Origin of the sequence: Hydrogenophaga sp. Root209 (genome assembly GCF_001428625.1) — a bacterium.
Taxonomy (GTDB): Bacteria; Pseudomonadota; Gammaproteobacteria; order Burkholderiales; family Burkholderiaceae_C; genus Hydrogenophaga.
Map to the genome: position 1 here is coordinate 59,427 of NZ_LMIE01000034.1, position 13,959 is coordinate 73,385.

Genomic DNA, 13,959 nt, shown 5'->3' on the forward strand with positions numbered 1-13,959 from the left:
TTCGTCACCCGCCGTACAACTGGTTCCGCCCGTGTTTCAAAAAGTTCTGATCGCCAACCATGGCGAGATCGCGCTGCGGATCCTGCACACACTCAAGGGCATGGGGCTCGCCACCGTGGTGGCCCACCACGCGGTGGACGCCGATAGCCCGGCCGTGCTGGAGGCTGACGAGTCGGTCGAATTGCACGGCTTGACGCCCGTGGCGGCCTACCTCGATATCGCGCAGTTGGTTGAAGCGTGTCGGCGCATTGGGGCACAGGCGCTGCATCCCGGTTACGGCTTCCTGTCTGAAAACGCGGCGTTTGCGCGTGCGCTGGAAGCTGCTGGCATCGTCTTCATTGGCCCGCGTCCGGACAGCATCGAACTGATGGGCGACAAGGTGCGCGCGCGCAGCTTCGTCGCCCAACGCGGCTTTCCGGTGGCACCGAGCGCCATCGAGGACGATGACCCGGCCAGCTTCGTCGAGCGCGCCAGGGCGCTCGGCGCGCCGCTGCTGATCAAGCCTTCAGCCGGCGGTGGCGGCAAGGGCATGCGCATCGTGCGTGACCTCGCCGTGTTGGATCGCGAGATCGAGACCGCACGGCGCGAAGGTGAGCGCTATTTTGGCGACGGTCGGCTGTTTGTCGAGCGCTATGTGGAGCGCCCGCGGCACATCGAGGTGCAGGTGATGGGCGACGCGCATGGCCAGTTGGTGCATTTCTGGGAGCGTGAATGTTCAGTGCAGCGACGCTTCCAGAAAATCATTGAAGAAACCCCCTCCCCGGCCCTTTCACCGGTGCAGCGCCACGATATTTGCGAAGCCGCAGCCGGCATTGCCCGCGCCGCCAACTATCGCGGCGCCGGCACCGTGGAGTTCATCTACGGCGCCGGTGGCGAGTTTTACTTTCTTGAGATGAACACGCGTCTGCAGGTCGAACACCCGGTCACCGAAATGGTGACGGGCTTTGACCTCGTTCGCGAACAGGTACGCGTCGCCCAGGGTGAGCCGCTCGGCTACACCCAGGCGGACATCGTGCAGCTTGGTCACGCCATCGAATGCAGGCTTTACGCCGAAGACGCCGAGCATGATTTTCGCCCCTCCACCGGTGACATCCTGTGCTGGCGACCACCCTCTGGTTCCGGCGTGCGGGTTGATGCCGGCGTGCGCGAAGGACAGGCGGTAACTGCCGCATTTGACCCCATGATCGCCAAAATTATTTGCCATGGAAACACGCGTGCACAGGCTATCGAACGCTCCATCCTGGCGCTTGAGCAATCGGTGCTGTTGGGTCTGACCACCAACGCACGCTACCTCACGCGGGTACTGCGCCATGCCGAGTTCCGTGCTGGGCAGGCCGACACCGGCATGCTGGCACGCTGCGCCGACGAGCTGCGCGAGTCTCTCACCCCCGATGACATCGACCTGGTACTGGCATCGGCGGTGCTCGCCGACCGCGAACTGTTGCGCGCCGTTCACTCCATTCCCGCGATGCACGCCGCCATGGGACCCTGGAGGAATTGACGATGCGCCGCCGCTATGTCATCAATGGCAAGGTCCATGACCTCGTGGTAACACGTGGAGCGAATGGCGTGTTCCACGTCAGCCATGGCGAACGCAAATTCGAGATGCAGGGGAAGACGCTGCCTGATGGCCGTTGGCGGGTCACCGTGGATCAGCGCCCGCAAGCCGTCTGGATCGCCGCGCAAGGCGACAGTCGATTCGTGCACAGTGCGGCCACCGGTGCCCTTGAAGTCGAGGTGATCGATCTCAGCGCAGCCTCCGGCGGCGACCGGGCCGGTGCCGCTTCCGACTTGCTGCAGGCGCCAATGCCCGGCACGGTGATCGCGGTTCATGTGGCAGCCGGCGATGCCGTGCACACGGGCCAACCGCTCATCGTGATCGAAAGCATGAAGCTGGAAACCACGCTGACGGCACCGCGCGACGCCCGGGTCAAGACTGTGTACTTTGCCGTTGGCAACACCTTCGCTCTCAAGTCCACCCTCGTGACGCTGCAAGACCCCTGAGAACCGATTGATGAAACGCATCGACTCCCGCATCGACACCGCATCCGAAGCGTCCCGGCGAAACCATCAAGCCATGAGCGCCATCGTCGCGAATTTTCGCGAGCGCATGGAAATCACGCGCCACCAACGTCCGCCGCATGAGATCAAGCGCGTGCGCGCGCAGGGCAAATTACTGGTACGTGAACGGCTGGACCTGCTACTAGATCCCGGTACGCCCTTTCTTGAGTTCTCGGCGCTGGCTGCCTGCGAGGACTACAACGGCGAGGTCCCGGGTGCCAACGTGGTCACTGGCCTGGGCGTGGTCAGTGGCCGCGAGGTGCTGATCCACGCCGACGATTCCAGCGTCAAGGGCGGTGTCTGGTACACGCTCACGCCACGCAAGCTGGCACGACTGCTGGACATCGCGCTGGAGAACCAGTTGCCGGTCCTGCATTTGTGCGACAGCGGCGGCGCCTTCCTTGAAGAACTGTCAGGCGTGTACATCGAGGGTGGCCGGGTGTTCCGCAACCAATGCCTGCTGTCCAAGGCCGGCGTGCCGCAGGTCGCGATGGTGTTCGGCAACTGCACCGCCGGCGGTGCCTACATCCCGGCGCTGTGCGATTACAGCATCATCGTGCGTGGCACCGGCGGCGTGTTCCTCGGCGGGCCACCGCTCGTGAAGGCCGCCACCGGTGAGGAGCACACCGCCGACGAGATCGGAGGCTGTGATTTACACACCCAGGTATCCGGCACGGTCGACTACCCGGCTGACAATGAGGCCCACGCCATCGCGATTTGCCGCGAGATCGTTGCGCAGTTCAAGCCCGCGACGAAAAGCTACCTGCCAGAACGCGATGCCGAGCCACCCTACTACGACCCCGACGAAATGCTGGGCATCGTCTCGCCCGACCACCGGGTGCAGTTTGACCAGCGCGAACTCATTGCCCGCATCGTCGACGGCAGCCGCTTCCACGAATACCAACCCGCTTATGGCACCACGCTGATCTGCGGCTACGCCTACATCTGGGGGTACCGCGTGGGCATCCTCGCCAACAACGGCGTGTTGTTCAGCGACAGTTCCAAGAAAGCGGCGCACTTCATCTCGCTGTGCAATCAGAACCGTACACCGCTCGTGTTTCTTCAAAACACCACCGGCTACATGATCGGCCGCAACTACGAAATGGAAGGCATCACCAAGGACGGCGCCAAGATGTTGATGGCGCAGGCTGGCAGCGAGGTGCCCAAGTTCACCGTCATCACCAGCGCAGCTTTCGGTGCGGGCTATTACGGCATGTGCGGACGGGCGTGGGATCCACGGATGATCTGGGCCTGGCCGAACGTGCACATGGGGGTGATGGGCCCCGATCAGGCCGCCAACACCCTCGCCGACGTGAAAATCGCCCAGTTGCGCCGCAAGGGCCACACGCCCGATGAGGCCGAGATGGCGCAATTGCGCCAGCGCGTGTACGAAAAGGCCGAACGCGAATCCAACGCCTACTTTGCCACCTCGCGCTTGTGGGACGACGGTCTGCTGGCGCCCACTGACACCCGCAACGCACTGGGCATCGCACTCTCAGCCGCCGCACACGCCCCGATCGCCGACCCGCACTACGGAATTTTCCGATTCTGAAGGGACAACATGACAGAAGACACCACCTTCGGCTTCGACGATGAAGCCCTCGCAACCCGCCCCACCGTCTACCAGAGCGGACTCTTCGAAGGCCAGGTGGTGATGGTCAGCGGCGCCGGCAGCGGCATCGGCAAAGCCATCGCCTTCCTGTACGCGCGCCTGGGCGCCAAGCTGGTCATCTGCGGGCGCGACCCAGCCAAGCTAGAGAGCTGCGCCGAATGGCTGCGCCGGCTCGGCAGCCCTGATGTGCTGGTGCACCCCATGACGATCCGTGATCCCGAGCAGGTGGAACAGTTGATCGACGTGGCCTGGCTGCACTTCGGACGCATCGACGTGCTCGTCAACAACGCCGGCGGGCAATTCCCGCAGCGGGCGCTGGACTACAGCGTCAAGGGCTGGAAGGCGGTGATCGACACCAACCTGAACGGAACCTGGTACATGATGCATGCGATGGCGCGCCGCTGGCAGGGCACCGGCACGCGGGGCAACATCGTCAACATCGTCGCCACCTTCCAGCGGGGCATGCCGGGCGTGGCGCACACCTGCGCTGCGCGCGCCGCGGTGACTCACCTGTCTAAAACTGTTGCAGTGGAGTGGGCGCAGCATGGCATCCGCGTCAATTGCATAGCGCCTGGAGCGATCGCCAGCACCGGCTTTCGTCAGTACTCCCCCGAGGCGGTGAAGGCCTTCGCCGGAGCCAACCCGATGAAACATGTCGGTGACGTGCAGGACGTGGCCGAGGCCGCGGTCTACCTCAGCGCGCCCAGCGGCAAGTTCGTCACCGGCGAACTGCTCACGGTGGATGGCGGCGGCGTGCTCTGGGGCGAAGTGTGGACCATCGCCAAACCCGATTACTTCAAGGTGAACACATGAATTCGGCTGACTCGCAACACCCCAAGTTCGGCCCGGGCGACGAGGCCCTGGCCGCACTCCCGACGGTCTATCGCGACGACCTTTTCGCCGGCAAAGTGGTGCTGGTGTCGGGCGCCGGCAGTGGCATCGGCAAGGCGATTGCCTTCCTGTTCGCGCGGCTGGGTGCCACGCTCGCCATCTGCGGGCGCAAGGCCGACAAACTCGAGGACTGCGCCGAAAAACTGCGCGCGCTGTCGGGCCGTGAGGTAATCACCTACCCGATGACCATCCGCGACCCCGAGCAGGTGGACGCCATGCTCAGTGCCGTGTGGGAACGTTTGGGCGGCGTCGACGTGCTGGTCAACAACGCTGGCGGCCAGTTTGCCGCCCATGCGATGGACTTCAACGTCAAGGGCTGGAACGCGGTGATCGACACCAACCTCAATGGCAGCTGGTACATGATGCAGGGCGCGGCCAGGCGCTGGGTGGAGCAAGGCCGGCCCGGCAACATCGTCAACATCACCGCCGCCATCGACCGCGGCCTCACGGGCATGGCGCACACCACCGCCTCGCGCGCGGGCGTCATTGCGCTGTCCCGCACGCTGGCCATCGAGTGGGCAGAGCACGGCATCCGCCTGAACTGCATTGGCGCCGGCGCCATCGAGAGCAACGGTTTCAACAACTACCGCGAGGAAAACGTTTCCACTTTCTACTCGTGCAATCCGATGAAACGGGCCGGCGACGTGCAGGACATCGCGGAGGCGGTGGTCTACCTCGCCGCACCCTCGGGCAAGTTCATCACCGGCGAGGTGCTCAACGTCGAAGGCGGGATGCTGCTGTGGGGCGAGTTCTGGCCAGCCGGAAAGCCCGACTACTTCAAGGTCGATCAAGAGTGACCTCGCAGCCTCCTCTTCCGTCGGCAACGTACTCCCACGGGCCTTTTCAGCAGCTCGTCGGGTACGACATCCTGCACAACGAGCGCGGCCTGTATTTCCGGCTGCCGATCCGGCGCGACCACCTCAACCCCCACGGCGTGCTCCACGGCGGCGTGCCCCTGACCTTGCTCGATGCGGTCGGGGGCAGAACCCTGATCGACCGGCCGATCCCGGGCAGCGGCCAGCTCATCCAGTCGTCGGTAACGGTCACGCTCACTGTGGATTTCATGCGTGCGGTCGGCACAGGAATCCTGTTTGCATCGGCAACGCCTGACCACATCGGCAAGACGGTGGCCTATGTGTCGGTGAAGGTCACGCTCGACGCACTCGACGGAGACATCGTGTCGCGCGGCATCGGCACCTACCGCATCTACACCAAGTCACTGGTCAAAGCGGTCTGATCGGTGCTCGGCGGAGACCGCCCGGCAAAGCACTGCGGCTCAATGCAAATGATCATCGGGCGGCGGAAGGATTTTCAGCTCGCGGTTGATGCGTTCGATTTGGTCGGGCTGAAACTGCGTCGAATGCCTGTGGTCCATTTTCCCCAGCCCCCACCATTCTTCGACTACAAGAGTTCGTCGTCGTGTTCGCCAATGAACGGCGCGGGGCTTGGGCGATCAGTCACCGTCCGGCTGAACCTCGGTGCCGGTGAAGGTTGGAGCACGCCGTCTCGCTCAAAGAAAGTGCCGCGCGCACTGTTGTGTGGATGATGTGCAGCCTCTTCCAGAGTCAGCACCGGTGCAAAGCACACGTCGGTCCCTTCCAGCAACGCACACCAGTGCGCTCTCGGCTGGATGCGGAAGATGTCGGCGATCTGGCGTTTGAGCGTCGGCCAGACGGCCGGATCGCGTTGCCGTTGAAACTCGGGATCGTTGATGCCTAGCTTCTCCAGCAGCAACACATAGAATTGGGGTTCCAGTGATGCGATCGAGATCCATTTCCCGTCAGCGCACTCATAGGTGTCGTAGAAATGCGATCCGCCATCCAACAGATTGGCCTGCCGTTCATTCTTCCACATTCCCAGCGCTTTGAGGTCGCAGACGATGGAGGTCAGCAGCGCCGCGCCGTCGGTGATCGCAGCATCGACCACCTGACCACGGCCAGAGGTGCGCGCTTCAAGCAAAGCGCAAACGATGCCAAAGGCAAGCATCATGCCGCCGCCGCCCAGGTCGCCGACCATCGCCGGCGGCGCTACTGGCCCGCCGTCCGAGCGGCCAATCATGCTGAGCGCGCCCGACAGCGCGATGTAGTTGATGTCATGACCGGCGGCCTGCGCGAGCGGGCCGTCCTGGCCCCAGCCGGTCATGCGCCCGTAGACGAGTCGTGGGTGGCGTGCAAGCAGCACGTCTGGGCCCAAACCCAGCCGCTCCATCACGCCCGGGCGAAAACCTTCAATGATCGCGTCGGCCCCGTCGACAAGTGCCAGCACCCGCTGCACGTCTGCGGGCGACTTCAGGTCGACCGCCACCGAACGGCGACCGCGGTGCAACACGCTGCGCCGCCCACTGGCAAGGAAGGTGCCATCTCCGCGGTCTTTTCCCTTGTCGGCCTTGCGATCCAGGCGGATCACGTCGGCGCCCATGTCGGACAGCAACATTGCGCAGAACGGTCCGGGGCCAATGCCGCCGAACTCGATCACTTTCAAACCTTGCAAGGGACCACTCATTTGTTGTTGCTCCTCAAACCGAACTAAAACCACCAGCCAACCGACTGCTACCCCAACCAGCGCTTGCGTCGCTTGTAGTGCTTTACCTCGCGAAAGCTCTTGCGCACCCCCTCGCGGTCCAGGCCGAGATAAAACTCGCGCACATCCTCGTTGTCGCGGAGTTCCTGGGCCTGCCCCTCCAGCACGATGCGACCGCTCTCCATGACATAACCATAGTCGGCGATCTCCAGGGCGACGCGTGTGTTTTGCTCGACGATGAGCAGCGACAGCCCCTGCTCACGCAGGTGGCGCAGCACGCTGAAGACTTCCTCGACCATGCGCGGCGCCAGCCCGAGTGACGGCTCGTCGATCAGCATGAGTTTGGGCTCGGCCATGATTGCGCGCCCGATCACCAGCATCTGCTGCTCGCCGCCCGACAGATAGCCGGCCGTGCGTTTTCGCAGTTCGGCCAGGCGCGGAATCGCTTCGTACACGCTGTCCATCGCCTGGCGCATCGCCTGCGCCGATGGAAACATGTGGCCGCCGATGATGAGGTTTTGCTCGACCGTCATGTGCTGCAGCACGCGCCGCCCTTCCATCACATGAACCAGACCACCGCGCACCACGGTCGCCGGATCGTGCCCCTGAATCGGTCGGCCGTCGAAGGTGATCGACCCGCCCGAGACGCGGCCATCTTCCGAGTCAATGACGCCGGAGATGGCTTTCAGGGTGGTGCTCTTACCTGCGCCGTTGGCGCCCAGCAGCGCCACGCACCCGCCTTCGGGGACCTTCATCGACACGCCCTTGAGCGCCAGGATCACCTCGGCATACAACACCTCAACGTTGGATAGAGTCAGCACCGCCGGATCGGCAGCCGCATGGGGCGTGGTCCGTTGATCCGGTGCTGCAGCAATGGCTGAATTCACCATTTAGGCACCACTGGCACGTTCACATCGGCTGCAGCCCGAACGACCTTGCCGTCCTTCATGGTCGCGATGTTGACCTTGGCGGTGCCGGTGGGAAAGGGGGTGTCGTTGCTGAAGTCCACGCCTGGCAGTATGCCCATCAGGTCGTTGCTGGTGAACTGGCTGTTCATCAAGGTCTCGCGCACCGCTTCGCCAGTGACTTTGCCGGCACCCTTGGCCTTGATGGTGGCCTCAATCGCGCGCACTGCCACGACGCTTTGGCCCAGGCCCATGATGGTCATGGCATTCCAGCCCGATTTCAGGCCATGCTTTTCCTGCAACATGCTGTAGAACTTGCGTGCGGTCGTGTCGTCTTCGCTGGCATCGGCGATGGCGCCCACTTCGAAATCACCGGCAAAGCCATTCGGGTCGCCCAGTGCCTTAGATGATCCCACCACGCCGTTGTGCAGCGAGAGCATGATCGGGACGTTTTTGCCCAGCGCCTGCAGCGCACGTTTGGTGGCCACGGCCTGGGCGGTGTTGGTCTGGATCACGATCACATCGGTGCCAGCATTGACCAGGCGACGCACCGCCAGGGTCAGGTCGGCCGGTTGCACTTCGGTCCAGATCGCCTCGACGAAGGTGGCTTTGTCCGGGTTGGCCTTGGTGTAGCTTTGCAGGCCCTTGGCCATGTCGGCATAAGCGGGGGTGGCTTCGGAGGTGATGATCGCCACCTTGACAGGGCGCTTGCCATCGAGTTTGGTGGTGCGGAACCATTCCAGGAATCCGCCCGCCTCGTGGGCGTAGGTGGGGCGCAGGTTCAGGGCCCATTGGTTGGGTTTCCAGCCGAAGCCGTAGGTGGCGGTGGCCATGACCATGGGAATCTTGTCTTCCGGCAAGCGCTGCTGCAACGCGGCGGCATCCGGGCCACCGAGGCCGAGCAGGATCGCGGGTTTGACTTCGGCCTTGATGCCGGGCCACAGGCTGGCGGTTTGCGCCACGTCGTAGCGGGTGTCGAAGGTTTTGACGACGATCTGCACGTTGAGTTTGCTGCCGACTTCCTTGTTCCACCACTCGATCACTGCGAGTCGCCCGCCCTGCATCTGGGACATGACGTTGGCGTAGGGGCCGGCGAAGTCGGCAAAGGCGGCCACGTTGATCGTCGTCGATTGCGCATGGGCGGGCGCATTCAGCAGCAGACCAGAGGCCAGGGCGGCCGTGAGTTTGAGAAAGGTATTGCGTTGCATGCTTGTCTCCAATTGTGGTGGTGGTGAGGAAAAGGGGCGGGGGATTGCGACTCGCTGTGCCGGGCGGGCTCAGTGGTGAAACGGCCAGAGCCGGTAGTTGGTTTTCAGGATGTTCCAGCGGTGCATCAGGCCTTTCGGTTCAAGCAGCAGGAACAGCGTGATGATGAGGCCGAGAAACACATTCATGCTGGCGAAGATCAGGTCGCTGCTCAGGCTGGGGATGCGCTCGACCAGGTCGGGCCCGAGGCTGGTGATGGTTTCCTGCACACCACGGATGAGCACGGTGCCTATCAGTGCCCCGACGATCGAGCCGAGCCCGCCGACGATCATCATGGCAATGAACCAGATCGAGTTGAACAGCGTGAACTGATCGACCGAGACGAAGCGCACCTGGTAGGCCCACAGGGCACCACCGATGCCAGCGTAAAAAGCGCCGAGCACGAAGGCGCGCGACTTGGCGCCGGCCACGTCAACGCCCATCATGCCGGCGGCCACATCGTCGTCGCGCACGGCGACAAAGGCGCGCCCGTGGCGGCTGCGCAGGATACCGAAAGCGCCGATGACCATCACCATGGTGACGACAAGAAACAGGTAGTACAGCGAGCGGTCGGTGTTGAACAAAAATGTGCCCATCCGCGCCGGCTCCAGGCTGAAGCCATTCACGCCGCCGAGCCAGGCTGAAGGCAGATTCAGCACAATGAAGTGAAAGATGAACTGGGCCGCGATGGTGGTCAGCGCGAGGTAAAAGCCCTTGATGCGCGCCGCCGTCATGCCAAACAACCAGCCGGCCAGCGCCGCTACCAGGCCCGCCACCGGCACCGCCACCCAGAACGGCAGCCCGGCCTTGACCTCGACCACGCTGGCGGCGTAGGCGCCGACGCCCATGAAGGCGGCCTGGCCCAGGTTGATTTGCCCGGCGTAGCCGGTGGTGATCTGCAGCCCGACCACCACGATGGACGTGACCAGCATCAGGTTGGCTACGGCTACCAGACGCGCCGAGGCGAACCAGGGGAGGAACAGGAGAATTGCGATGAACAGTCCCAGGGTGACCCATTGGGCGCGCGTACGGATCAGCGCGCGGTCGCGCGCATAACTGGTGGAAAAAATGCCGGAGGGATCCATGGGTCAGACTCTTTCAATGCGTTTCCAGCCGAACATGCCGGTCGGACGAACCACCAGCACCACCAGCATGAAGATATAGGGGACGACGGCGGCGGCATTGCCGCCGATCAGCGGGTCGATGTAGGCGGCGGTCAGTCCCTGCACGACCCCGACGATAATGCCCGCCAGCAGCAGACCGCCGATGGACTCGAGCCCGGCCAGCAGGGCCACCGGCAGGGCGGCGAAGCCGATTTCAGAGGACAGGAAGGTCAGCGACTTGCCGCTCAGGTAGACCATCGAAGTGATGACCGACAGAACGCCGCCAAGCGCCCAAGCGAAGGCGATGGAGCGGCGCACGCTGATGCCCATGGCCAGAGCGATCTGGTGGTCTTCGGCCACCGCCGACATCGCCAGCCCGCTGCGACTGCGGTTGAAGAACCAGTGCAGCGCCACGGCCGCCAGCACCGCGATGAGGCCACCAATGGCGAGCGAGCGCGGGATGATCATCTCGCCCAAGATGATTGGCGTGAGGGGAAAGATGGCGGGGAACTGACGCTCCTGCGGACCCCAGATCGCCAGCACCAGTCCACGCATCAGGATCAGTAGCCCGATGGTGACCATGATCATAGAGAACACCGACTCGCCAATCAGGCGCCTGAACAGCAGGCGTTCAATCACTAGCCCGATCAGCACCGAAATGCACAGTGCAACAGCGATGCCCAGCACCGGATGCATGCCGCGCGACTGGATGGCCCACCACAGCAGAAAGGCGCCCAGCACGATCATCTCGCCAATTGCCATATTGAAGACCTTGCTGGCGCGGTAGATGACGACAAAGCCCATGGCCACCAGCGAATACAGCAGGCCAAGCAGCGCGCCGTTGATGGTGTAGTTGATGAATTCGATGATCATGGTGTGTGTGTCTGGTCGATGTCGGTGGCCACCACGGTTGCGCGCAACACGCCCTGGCGGCCGTCCTGGTAGGTCACGGCTATTTCGCAGGCAATGTCGGCGGCACCTGCATACAGTCCGTCAATCAGCGCCCCGTAGCGCACCTCGAGAAACTCTCGACGCAGCTTGCGCGTGCGCGTCAGTTCGCCTTCGTCGGGATCAAGCTCCTTCGGAAAATTGGCAAAACGCACCACCCGCGAGCCTTCGGGCAGCAGTTTGTTGATGCGGCGGATTTCGCCCTGCACCAGTTGCCGCACCTCGGGCCGCTGCGATAGGTCGGTGAAGGTGGAGAATGCGATGCGCCGCTCCTCGGCCCAGCGGCTGGTCACAGCCATGTCGATGTTGATCAGCGCGCCAACCCAGGGCCGGGTGGCGTCGCCCAGCACCATCACGTCCTTGATAAAGGGCGAAAAGCGCAACCGGGTCTCGATGAACTGCGGGGGATACGGGTGACCGCTGGCGAGTTTGACCAAGTGTTCCACCCGGTCGAGGTAGACAAGTTCTCCGCGCTCGGTCTTGCGCACTGCGTCACCGCTGACGTACCAGCCGTCGCGCTGGATGGTGGCGGTCTTCTCGGGCTTGCCCCAGTAGCCGAGAAAGCCGGTACCTCCGCGCAGCAACAGTTCGCCATTGTCCTCAATGCGCGATTCCAGCGGCGCGCCGAAGGCAGGGTCCACATCCAGTAGCGGGCCCACGGTTTCGAGGTCGCAGCGCTCGCCGCGGTGGCCAGCAATCAGACCAAACTCCGAGCAGCCATAAATATTGCGCAAGTGGACGCCCATGGCGTGAAATAAGCGAAACACGTCGGGTGCCATGGCGGTGCCGCCTGAAACCGCGACATCGCTGCGAATAAAGCCGAACTGATCGCGCACCGGGCGCAGGGCCAGCGCCTCGGCCACAGGCAGCAGCAGGCGCGACAGCCACGGTGCCGCGCGCCCTTCGAGTCGCGCCACATGCACGTCATGGCCGATGCGGATGCCCCAGCGGTAGATGCCGCGTGCCATCCAACTCGCGGCGAGCATGCGCGCCTCGATGGTGGCGGCGATGTTCTCCCATTGGCGCGGGCCAAACAGCACGATGTGCGGCGCAAGTTCGCGCACGTTGGGCAAGACCTGGTCGGGGCCTTCCGGGAAGTTGACCACCAGCGGCGTGATCAGCCCGAGGGTCACGCCCAGCAACTGCTCGGTGATCCAGGCCAGCGGCGTGTAAGACAAATATTCCATGCCGGCTTCCAGCGGCAACGCGCTCCTCATCCGAACCGCGTTGTCCATCAGCCAGCGGTGGCTGATCATCACGCCCTTGGGCTTGCTGGTGGTGCCGGAGGTGTAGGTCAGTAGTGCCAAATCGTCCGCTTGGCCGGCGTTGACTTCACGTTCGAAGCGCTGCGGGTGCCTCTCGTGCTGGCGCCGACCTTCAGCGGTCAGGTCATCAAAGGATTGCAGCAGCGTATGCCGGTACGACCACATGCCCGAGTTGTCCCAGTAGGCGATGCCCCGGATGTCGGGCAGCCGCTCCAGCAGCGCAAGCGCCTTGTCAACCTGCTCCTGATCCTGCGCGAAGATGAAGCGGGCCTTTGAATCCTCGCACAGGTAGTGCAACTCGTCGACGGTGGCGTCAGGGTAGACCGATACGATTTTGACGCCCAGTGACTGGGCCGCAAACAGCGCCCAGTAGTGCTCTGGTTCGTTCTCGCCGATCACAATCGCGGTTTCGCCACGCTGCAGGCCCTGCGCCGCCGCGCCAAGCGCAATGCTGCGCGTTCGATCAAACACGTCGGCCCATGTATGGCAGCGCCACATACCTTTGCGCTTGACGCGCTGCGCCAGCAACTGTGGATGTTCCCGGGCGTGGGCGAACAACTTCTGCGGCAGGGTCATGACGACTTCTGGGGCGGGGTCGGTCGCACTCATGCCGCTGCTCCCAAGTAGGCCTGGATCACGGCCGGGTCGGCCTGCACTTGTGCAGGCGTGCCGTCGGCGATCTTGCGGCCAAAGTCGAGCACCGCCACGCGGTCTGCCAGATCCATGACCACCCCCATGTCGTGCTCCACTAGCACAACCGGGATGCGCTTGGCCTCGCGCACGTCTATGATGAAACGGGCCAGATCTTCTTTTTCTTCGGTGTTCATGCCGGCCATGGGTTCATCCATTAACAGAACCTTGGGTTCCATCGCCAACGCACGGCCCAGGTCAACGCGCTTGCGAAGACCGTAGCCGAGCGCGCCTACCGGCTGGTGGCGGATATTCTCAATTTCAAGGAAGTCGATGATTTCCTCGACTGCTTCCCGGTGCAGCGTTTCTTCACGCTGGGTCCAGGGAAAGTAGAGAAATGCCTGCGCCAGATTTGATCTCATCTTGCTGTAGCGGCCGACCAGGATGTTGTCGATCACGCTCATGTTGGAGAACAAATGGGTGCCCTGAAAAGTGCGCACCACGCCTTCGCGCGCGATCTGGTGCACCGCGCGGCCTTTGATGTCTTGACCACGGTAGTGAACGCTGCCTTGTTGCGGCAGATAGAAGCCGCTGAGCACGTTCATCAAAGAGCTCTTGCCCGCGCCGTTGGGCCCAATGATGGCCAGCAGCTCGTTGTCACGCACATCGATGGCGACCTCGGCCAGCGCGGTGACACCGCCAAAGCGCAAGGTGATGTCCCGCGCCTGCAGCACCGAAGCCTCGCTGGATGGGCTAATCGAGGAGTTAGAGGTCATGGG

The 13,959-nt window shown here is 63.4% G+C and carries 13 protein-coding genes; 6 read left to right on the plus strand and 7 right to left on the minus strand.

What is annotated here, in order from left to right; translation table 11 throughout:
* Positions 1 to 31: 31 nt before the first annotated feature.
* Genes ASE11_RS24470 through ASE11_RS24495 form a run of 6 tightly spaced genes read left to right on the plus strand, consistent with a single transcriptional unit; the run spans position 32 to position 5,801 of the window.
* Positions 32 to 1,501, plus strand: coding sequence for an acetyl/propionyl/methylcrotonyl-CoA carboxylase subunit alpha (locus tag ASE11_RS24470; protein WP_056278285.1), 1,470 nt, complete (start codon positions 32 to 34; stop codon positions 1,499 to 1,501).
* A gap of 2 nt (positions 1,502 to 1,503) precedes the next feature.
* A complete protein-coding gene (locus ASE11_RS24475; RefSeq protein ID WP_056278288.1) occupies positions 1,504 to 2,004 on the plus strand; it encodes a biotin/lipoyl-containing protein in 501 nt (166 codons plus the stop codon).
* 10 nt (positions 2,005 to 2,014) lie between these two features.
* A complete protein-coding gene (locus tag ASE11_RS24480) occupies positions 2,015 to 3,613 on the plus strand; it encodes an acyl-CoA carboxylase subunit beta (protein WP_056278291.1) in 1,599 nt (532 codons plus the stop codon).
* Positions 3,614 to 3,622: 9 nt separating this feature from the next.
* Complete coding sequence (locus ASE11_RS24485) at positions 3,623 to 4,486, plus strand: SDR family oxidoreductase (protein WP_008905438.1); 864 nt, start codon at positions 3,623 to 3,625, stop codon at positions 4,484 to 4,486.
* On the plus strand, positions 4,483 to 5,361 hold the full coding sequence (locus ASE11_RS24490; RefSeq protein WP_056278294.1) for an SDR family oxidoreductase: 879 nt from the start codon (positions 4,483 to 4,485) through the stop codon (positions 5,359 to 5,361). Before ASE11_RS24485 ends, ASE11_RS24490 begins: the two co-directional genes overlap by 4 nt.
* Positions 5,358 to 5,801, plus strand: a complete 444-nt coding sequence (locus ASE11_RS24495; protein ID WP_056278297.1) for a PaaI family thioesterase — start codon at positions 5,358 to 5,360, stop codon at positions 5,799 to 5,801. The genes ASE11_RS24490 and ASE11_RS24495 overlap by 4 nt, the downstream gene beginning before the upstream one ends.
* Before the next feature lie 164 nt (positions 5,802 to 5,965).
* Here ASE11_RS24495 and ASE11_RS24500 read toward each other — a convergent pair whose 3' ends face one another.
* The 7 genes from ASE11_RS24500 to ASE11_RS24530 all read right to left on the minus strand — a co-directional run bounded on the left by ASE11_RS24500 (position 5,966) and on the right by ASE11_RS24530 (position 13,956).
* Complete coding sequence (locus tag ASE11_RS24500) at positions 5,966 to 7,066, minus strand: CaiB/BaiF CoA transferase family protein (RefSeq protein ID WP_056278300.1); 1,101 nt, start codon at positions 7,064 to 7,066, stop codon at positions 5,966 to 5,968.
* A 47-nt stretch (positions 7,067 to 7,113) separates the two neighbouring features.
* Positions 7,114 to 7,974, minus strand: coding sequence for an ABC transporter ATP-binding protein (locus ASE11_RS24505; protein WP_086124714.1), 861 nt, complete (start codon positions 7,972 to 7,974; stop codon positions 7,114 to 7,116).
* Positions 7,968 to 9,197, minus strand: coding sequence for an ABC transporter substrate-binding protein (locus ASE11_RS24510; RefSeq protein ID WP_056278303.1), 1,230 nt, complete (start codon positions 9,195 to 9,197; stop codon positions 7,968 to 7,970). The genes ASE11_RS24505 and ASE11_RS24510 overlap by 7 nt, the downstream gene beginning before the upstream one ends.
* Before the next feature lie 69 nt (positions 9,198 to 9,266).
* Positions 9,267 to 10,319 (minus strand): branched-chain amino acid ABC transporter permease, encoded by a 1,053-nt coding sequence (locus ASE11_RS24515; RefSeq protein WP_056278306.1) that lies wholly within the window; start codon positions 10,317 to 10,319, stop codon positions 9,267 to 9,269.
* A 3-nt stretch (positions 10,320 to 10,322) separates the two neighbouring features.
* On the minus strand, positions 10,323 to 11,210 hold the full coding sequence (locus ASE11_RS24520) for a branched-chain amino acid ABC transporter permease (RefSeq protein ID WP_172823112.1): 888 nt from the start codon (positions 11,208 to 11,210) through the stop codon (positions 10,323 to 10,325).
* Complete coding sequence (locus ASE11_RS24525; protein ID WP_056278310.1) at positions 11,207 to 13,159, minus strand: AMP-dependent synthetase/ligase; 1,953 nt, start codon at positions 13,157 to 13,159, stop codon at positions 11,207 to 11,209. Before ASE11_RS24525 ends, ASE11_RS24520 begins: the two co-directional genes overlap by 4 nt.
* Positions 13,156 to 13,956: an ABC transporter ATP-binding protein gene (locus tag ASE11_RS24530; RefSeq protein ID WP_056278313.1), complete on the minus strand. Its 801-nt coding sequence runs from the start codon at positions 13,954 to 13,956 to the stop codon at positions 13,156 to 13,158. Before ASE11_RS24530 ends, ASE11_RS24525 begins: the two co-directional genes overlap by 4 nt.
* Positions 13,957 to 13,959: the final 3 nt, after the last annotated feature.

Bases quoted from the DNA above. Each gene is read 5' to 3' on its own strand.
- ASE11_RS24475 (WP_056278288.1), top strand. From the start codon at position 1,504: ATGCGCCGCCGCTATGTCATCAATGGCAAGGTCCATGACCTCGTGGTA.
- ASE11_RS24480 (WP_056278291.1), top strand. From the start codon at position 2,015: ATGAAACGCATCGACTCCCGCATCGACACCGCATCCGAAGCGTCCCGG.
- ASE11_RS24485 (WP_008905438.1), top strand. From the start codon at position 3,623: ATGACAGAAGACACCACCTTCGGCTTCGACGATGAAGCCCTCGCAACC.
- ASE11_RS24490 (WP_056278294.1), top strand. From the start codon at position 4,483: ATGAATTCGGCTGACTCGCAACACCCCAAGTTCGGCCCGGGCGACGAG.
- ASE11_RS24500 (WP_056278300.1), bottom strand. From the start codon at position 7,066: ATGAGTGGTCCCTTGCAAGGTTTGAAAGTGATCGAGTTCGGCGGCATT.
- ASE11_RS24505 (WP_086124714.1), bottom strand. From the start codon at position 7,974: ATGGTGAATTCAGCCATTGCTGCAGCACCGGATCAACGGACCACGCCC.
- ASE11_RS24510 (WP_056278303.1), bottom strand. From the start codon at position 9,197: ATGCAACGCAATACCTTTCTCAAACTCACGGCCGCCCTGGCCTCTGGT.
- ASE11_RS24515 (WP_056278306.1), bottom strand. From the start codon at position 10,319: ATGGATCCCTCCGGCATTTTTTCCACCAGTTATGCGCGCGACCGCGCG.
- ASE11_RS24520 (WP_172823112.1), bottom strand. From the start codon at position 11,210: ATGATCATCGAATTCATCAACTACACCATCAACGGCGCGCTGCTTGGC.
- ASE11_RS24525 (WP_056278310.1), bottom strand. From the start codon at position 13,159: ATGAGTGCGACCGACCCCGCCCCAGAAGTCGTCATGACCCTGCCGCAG.
- ASE11_RS24530 (WP_056278313.1), bottom strand. From the start codon at position 13,956: ATGACCTCTAACTCCTCGATTAGCCCATCCAGCGAGGCTTCGGTGCTG.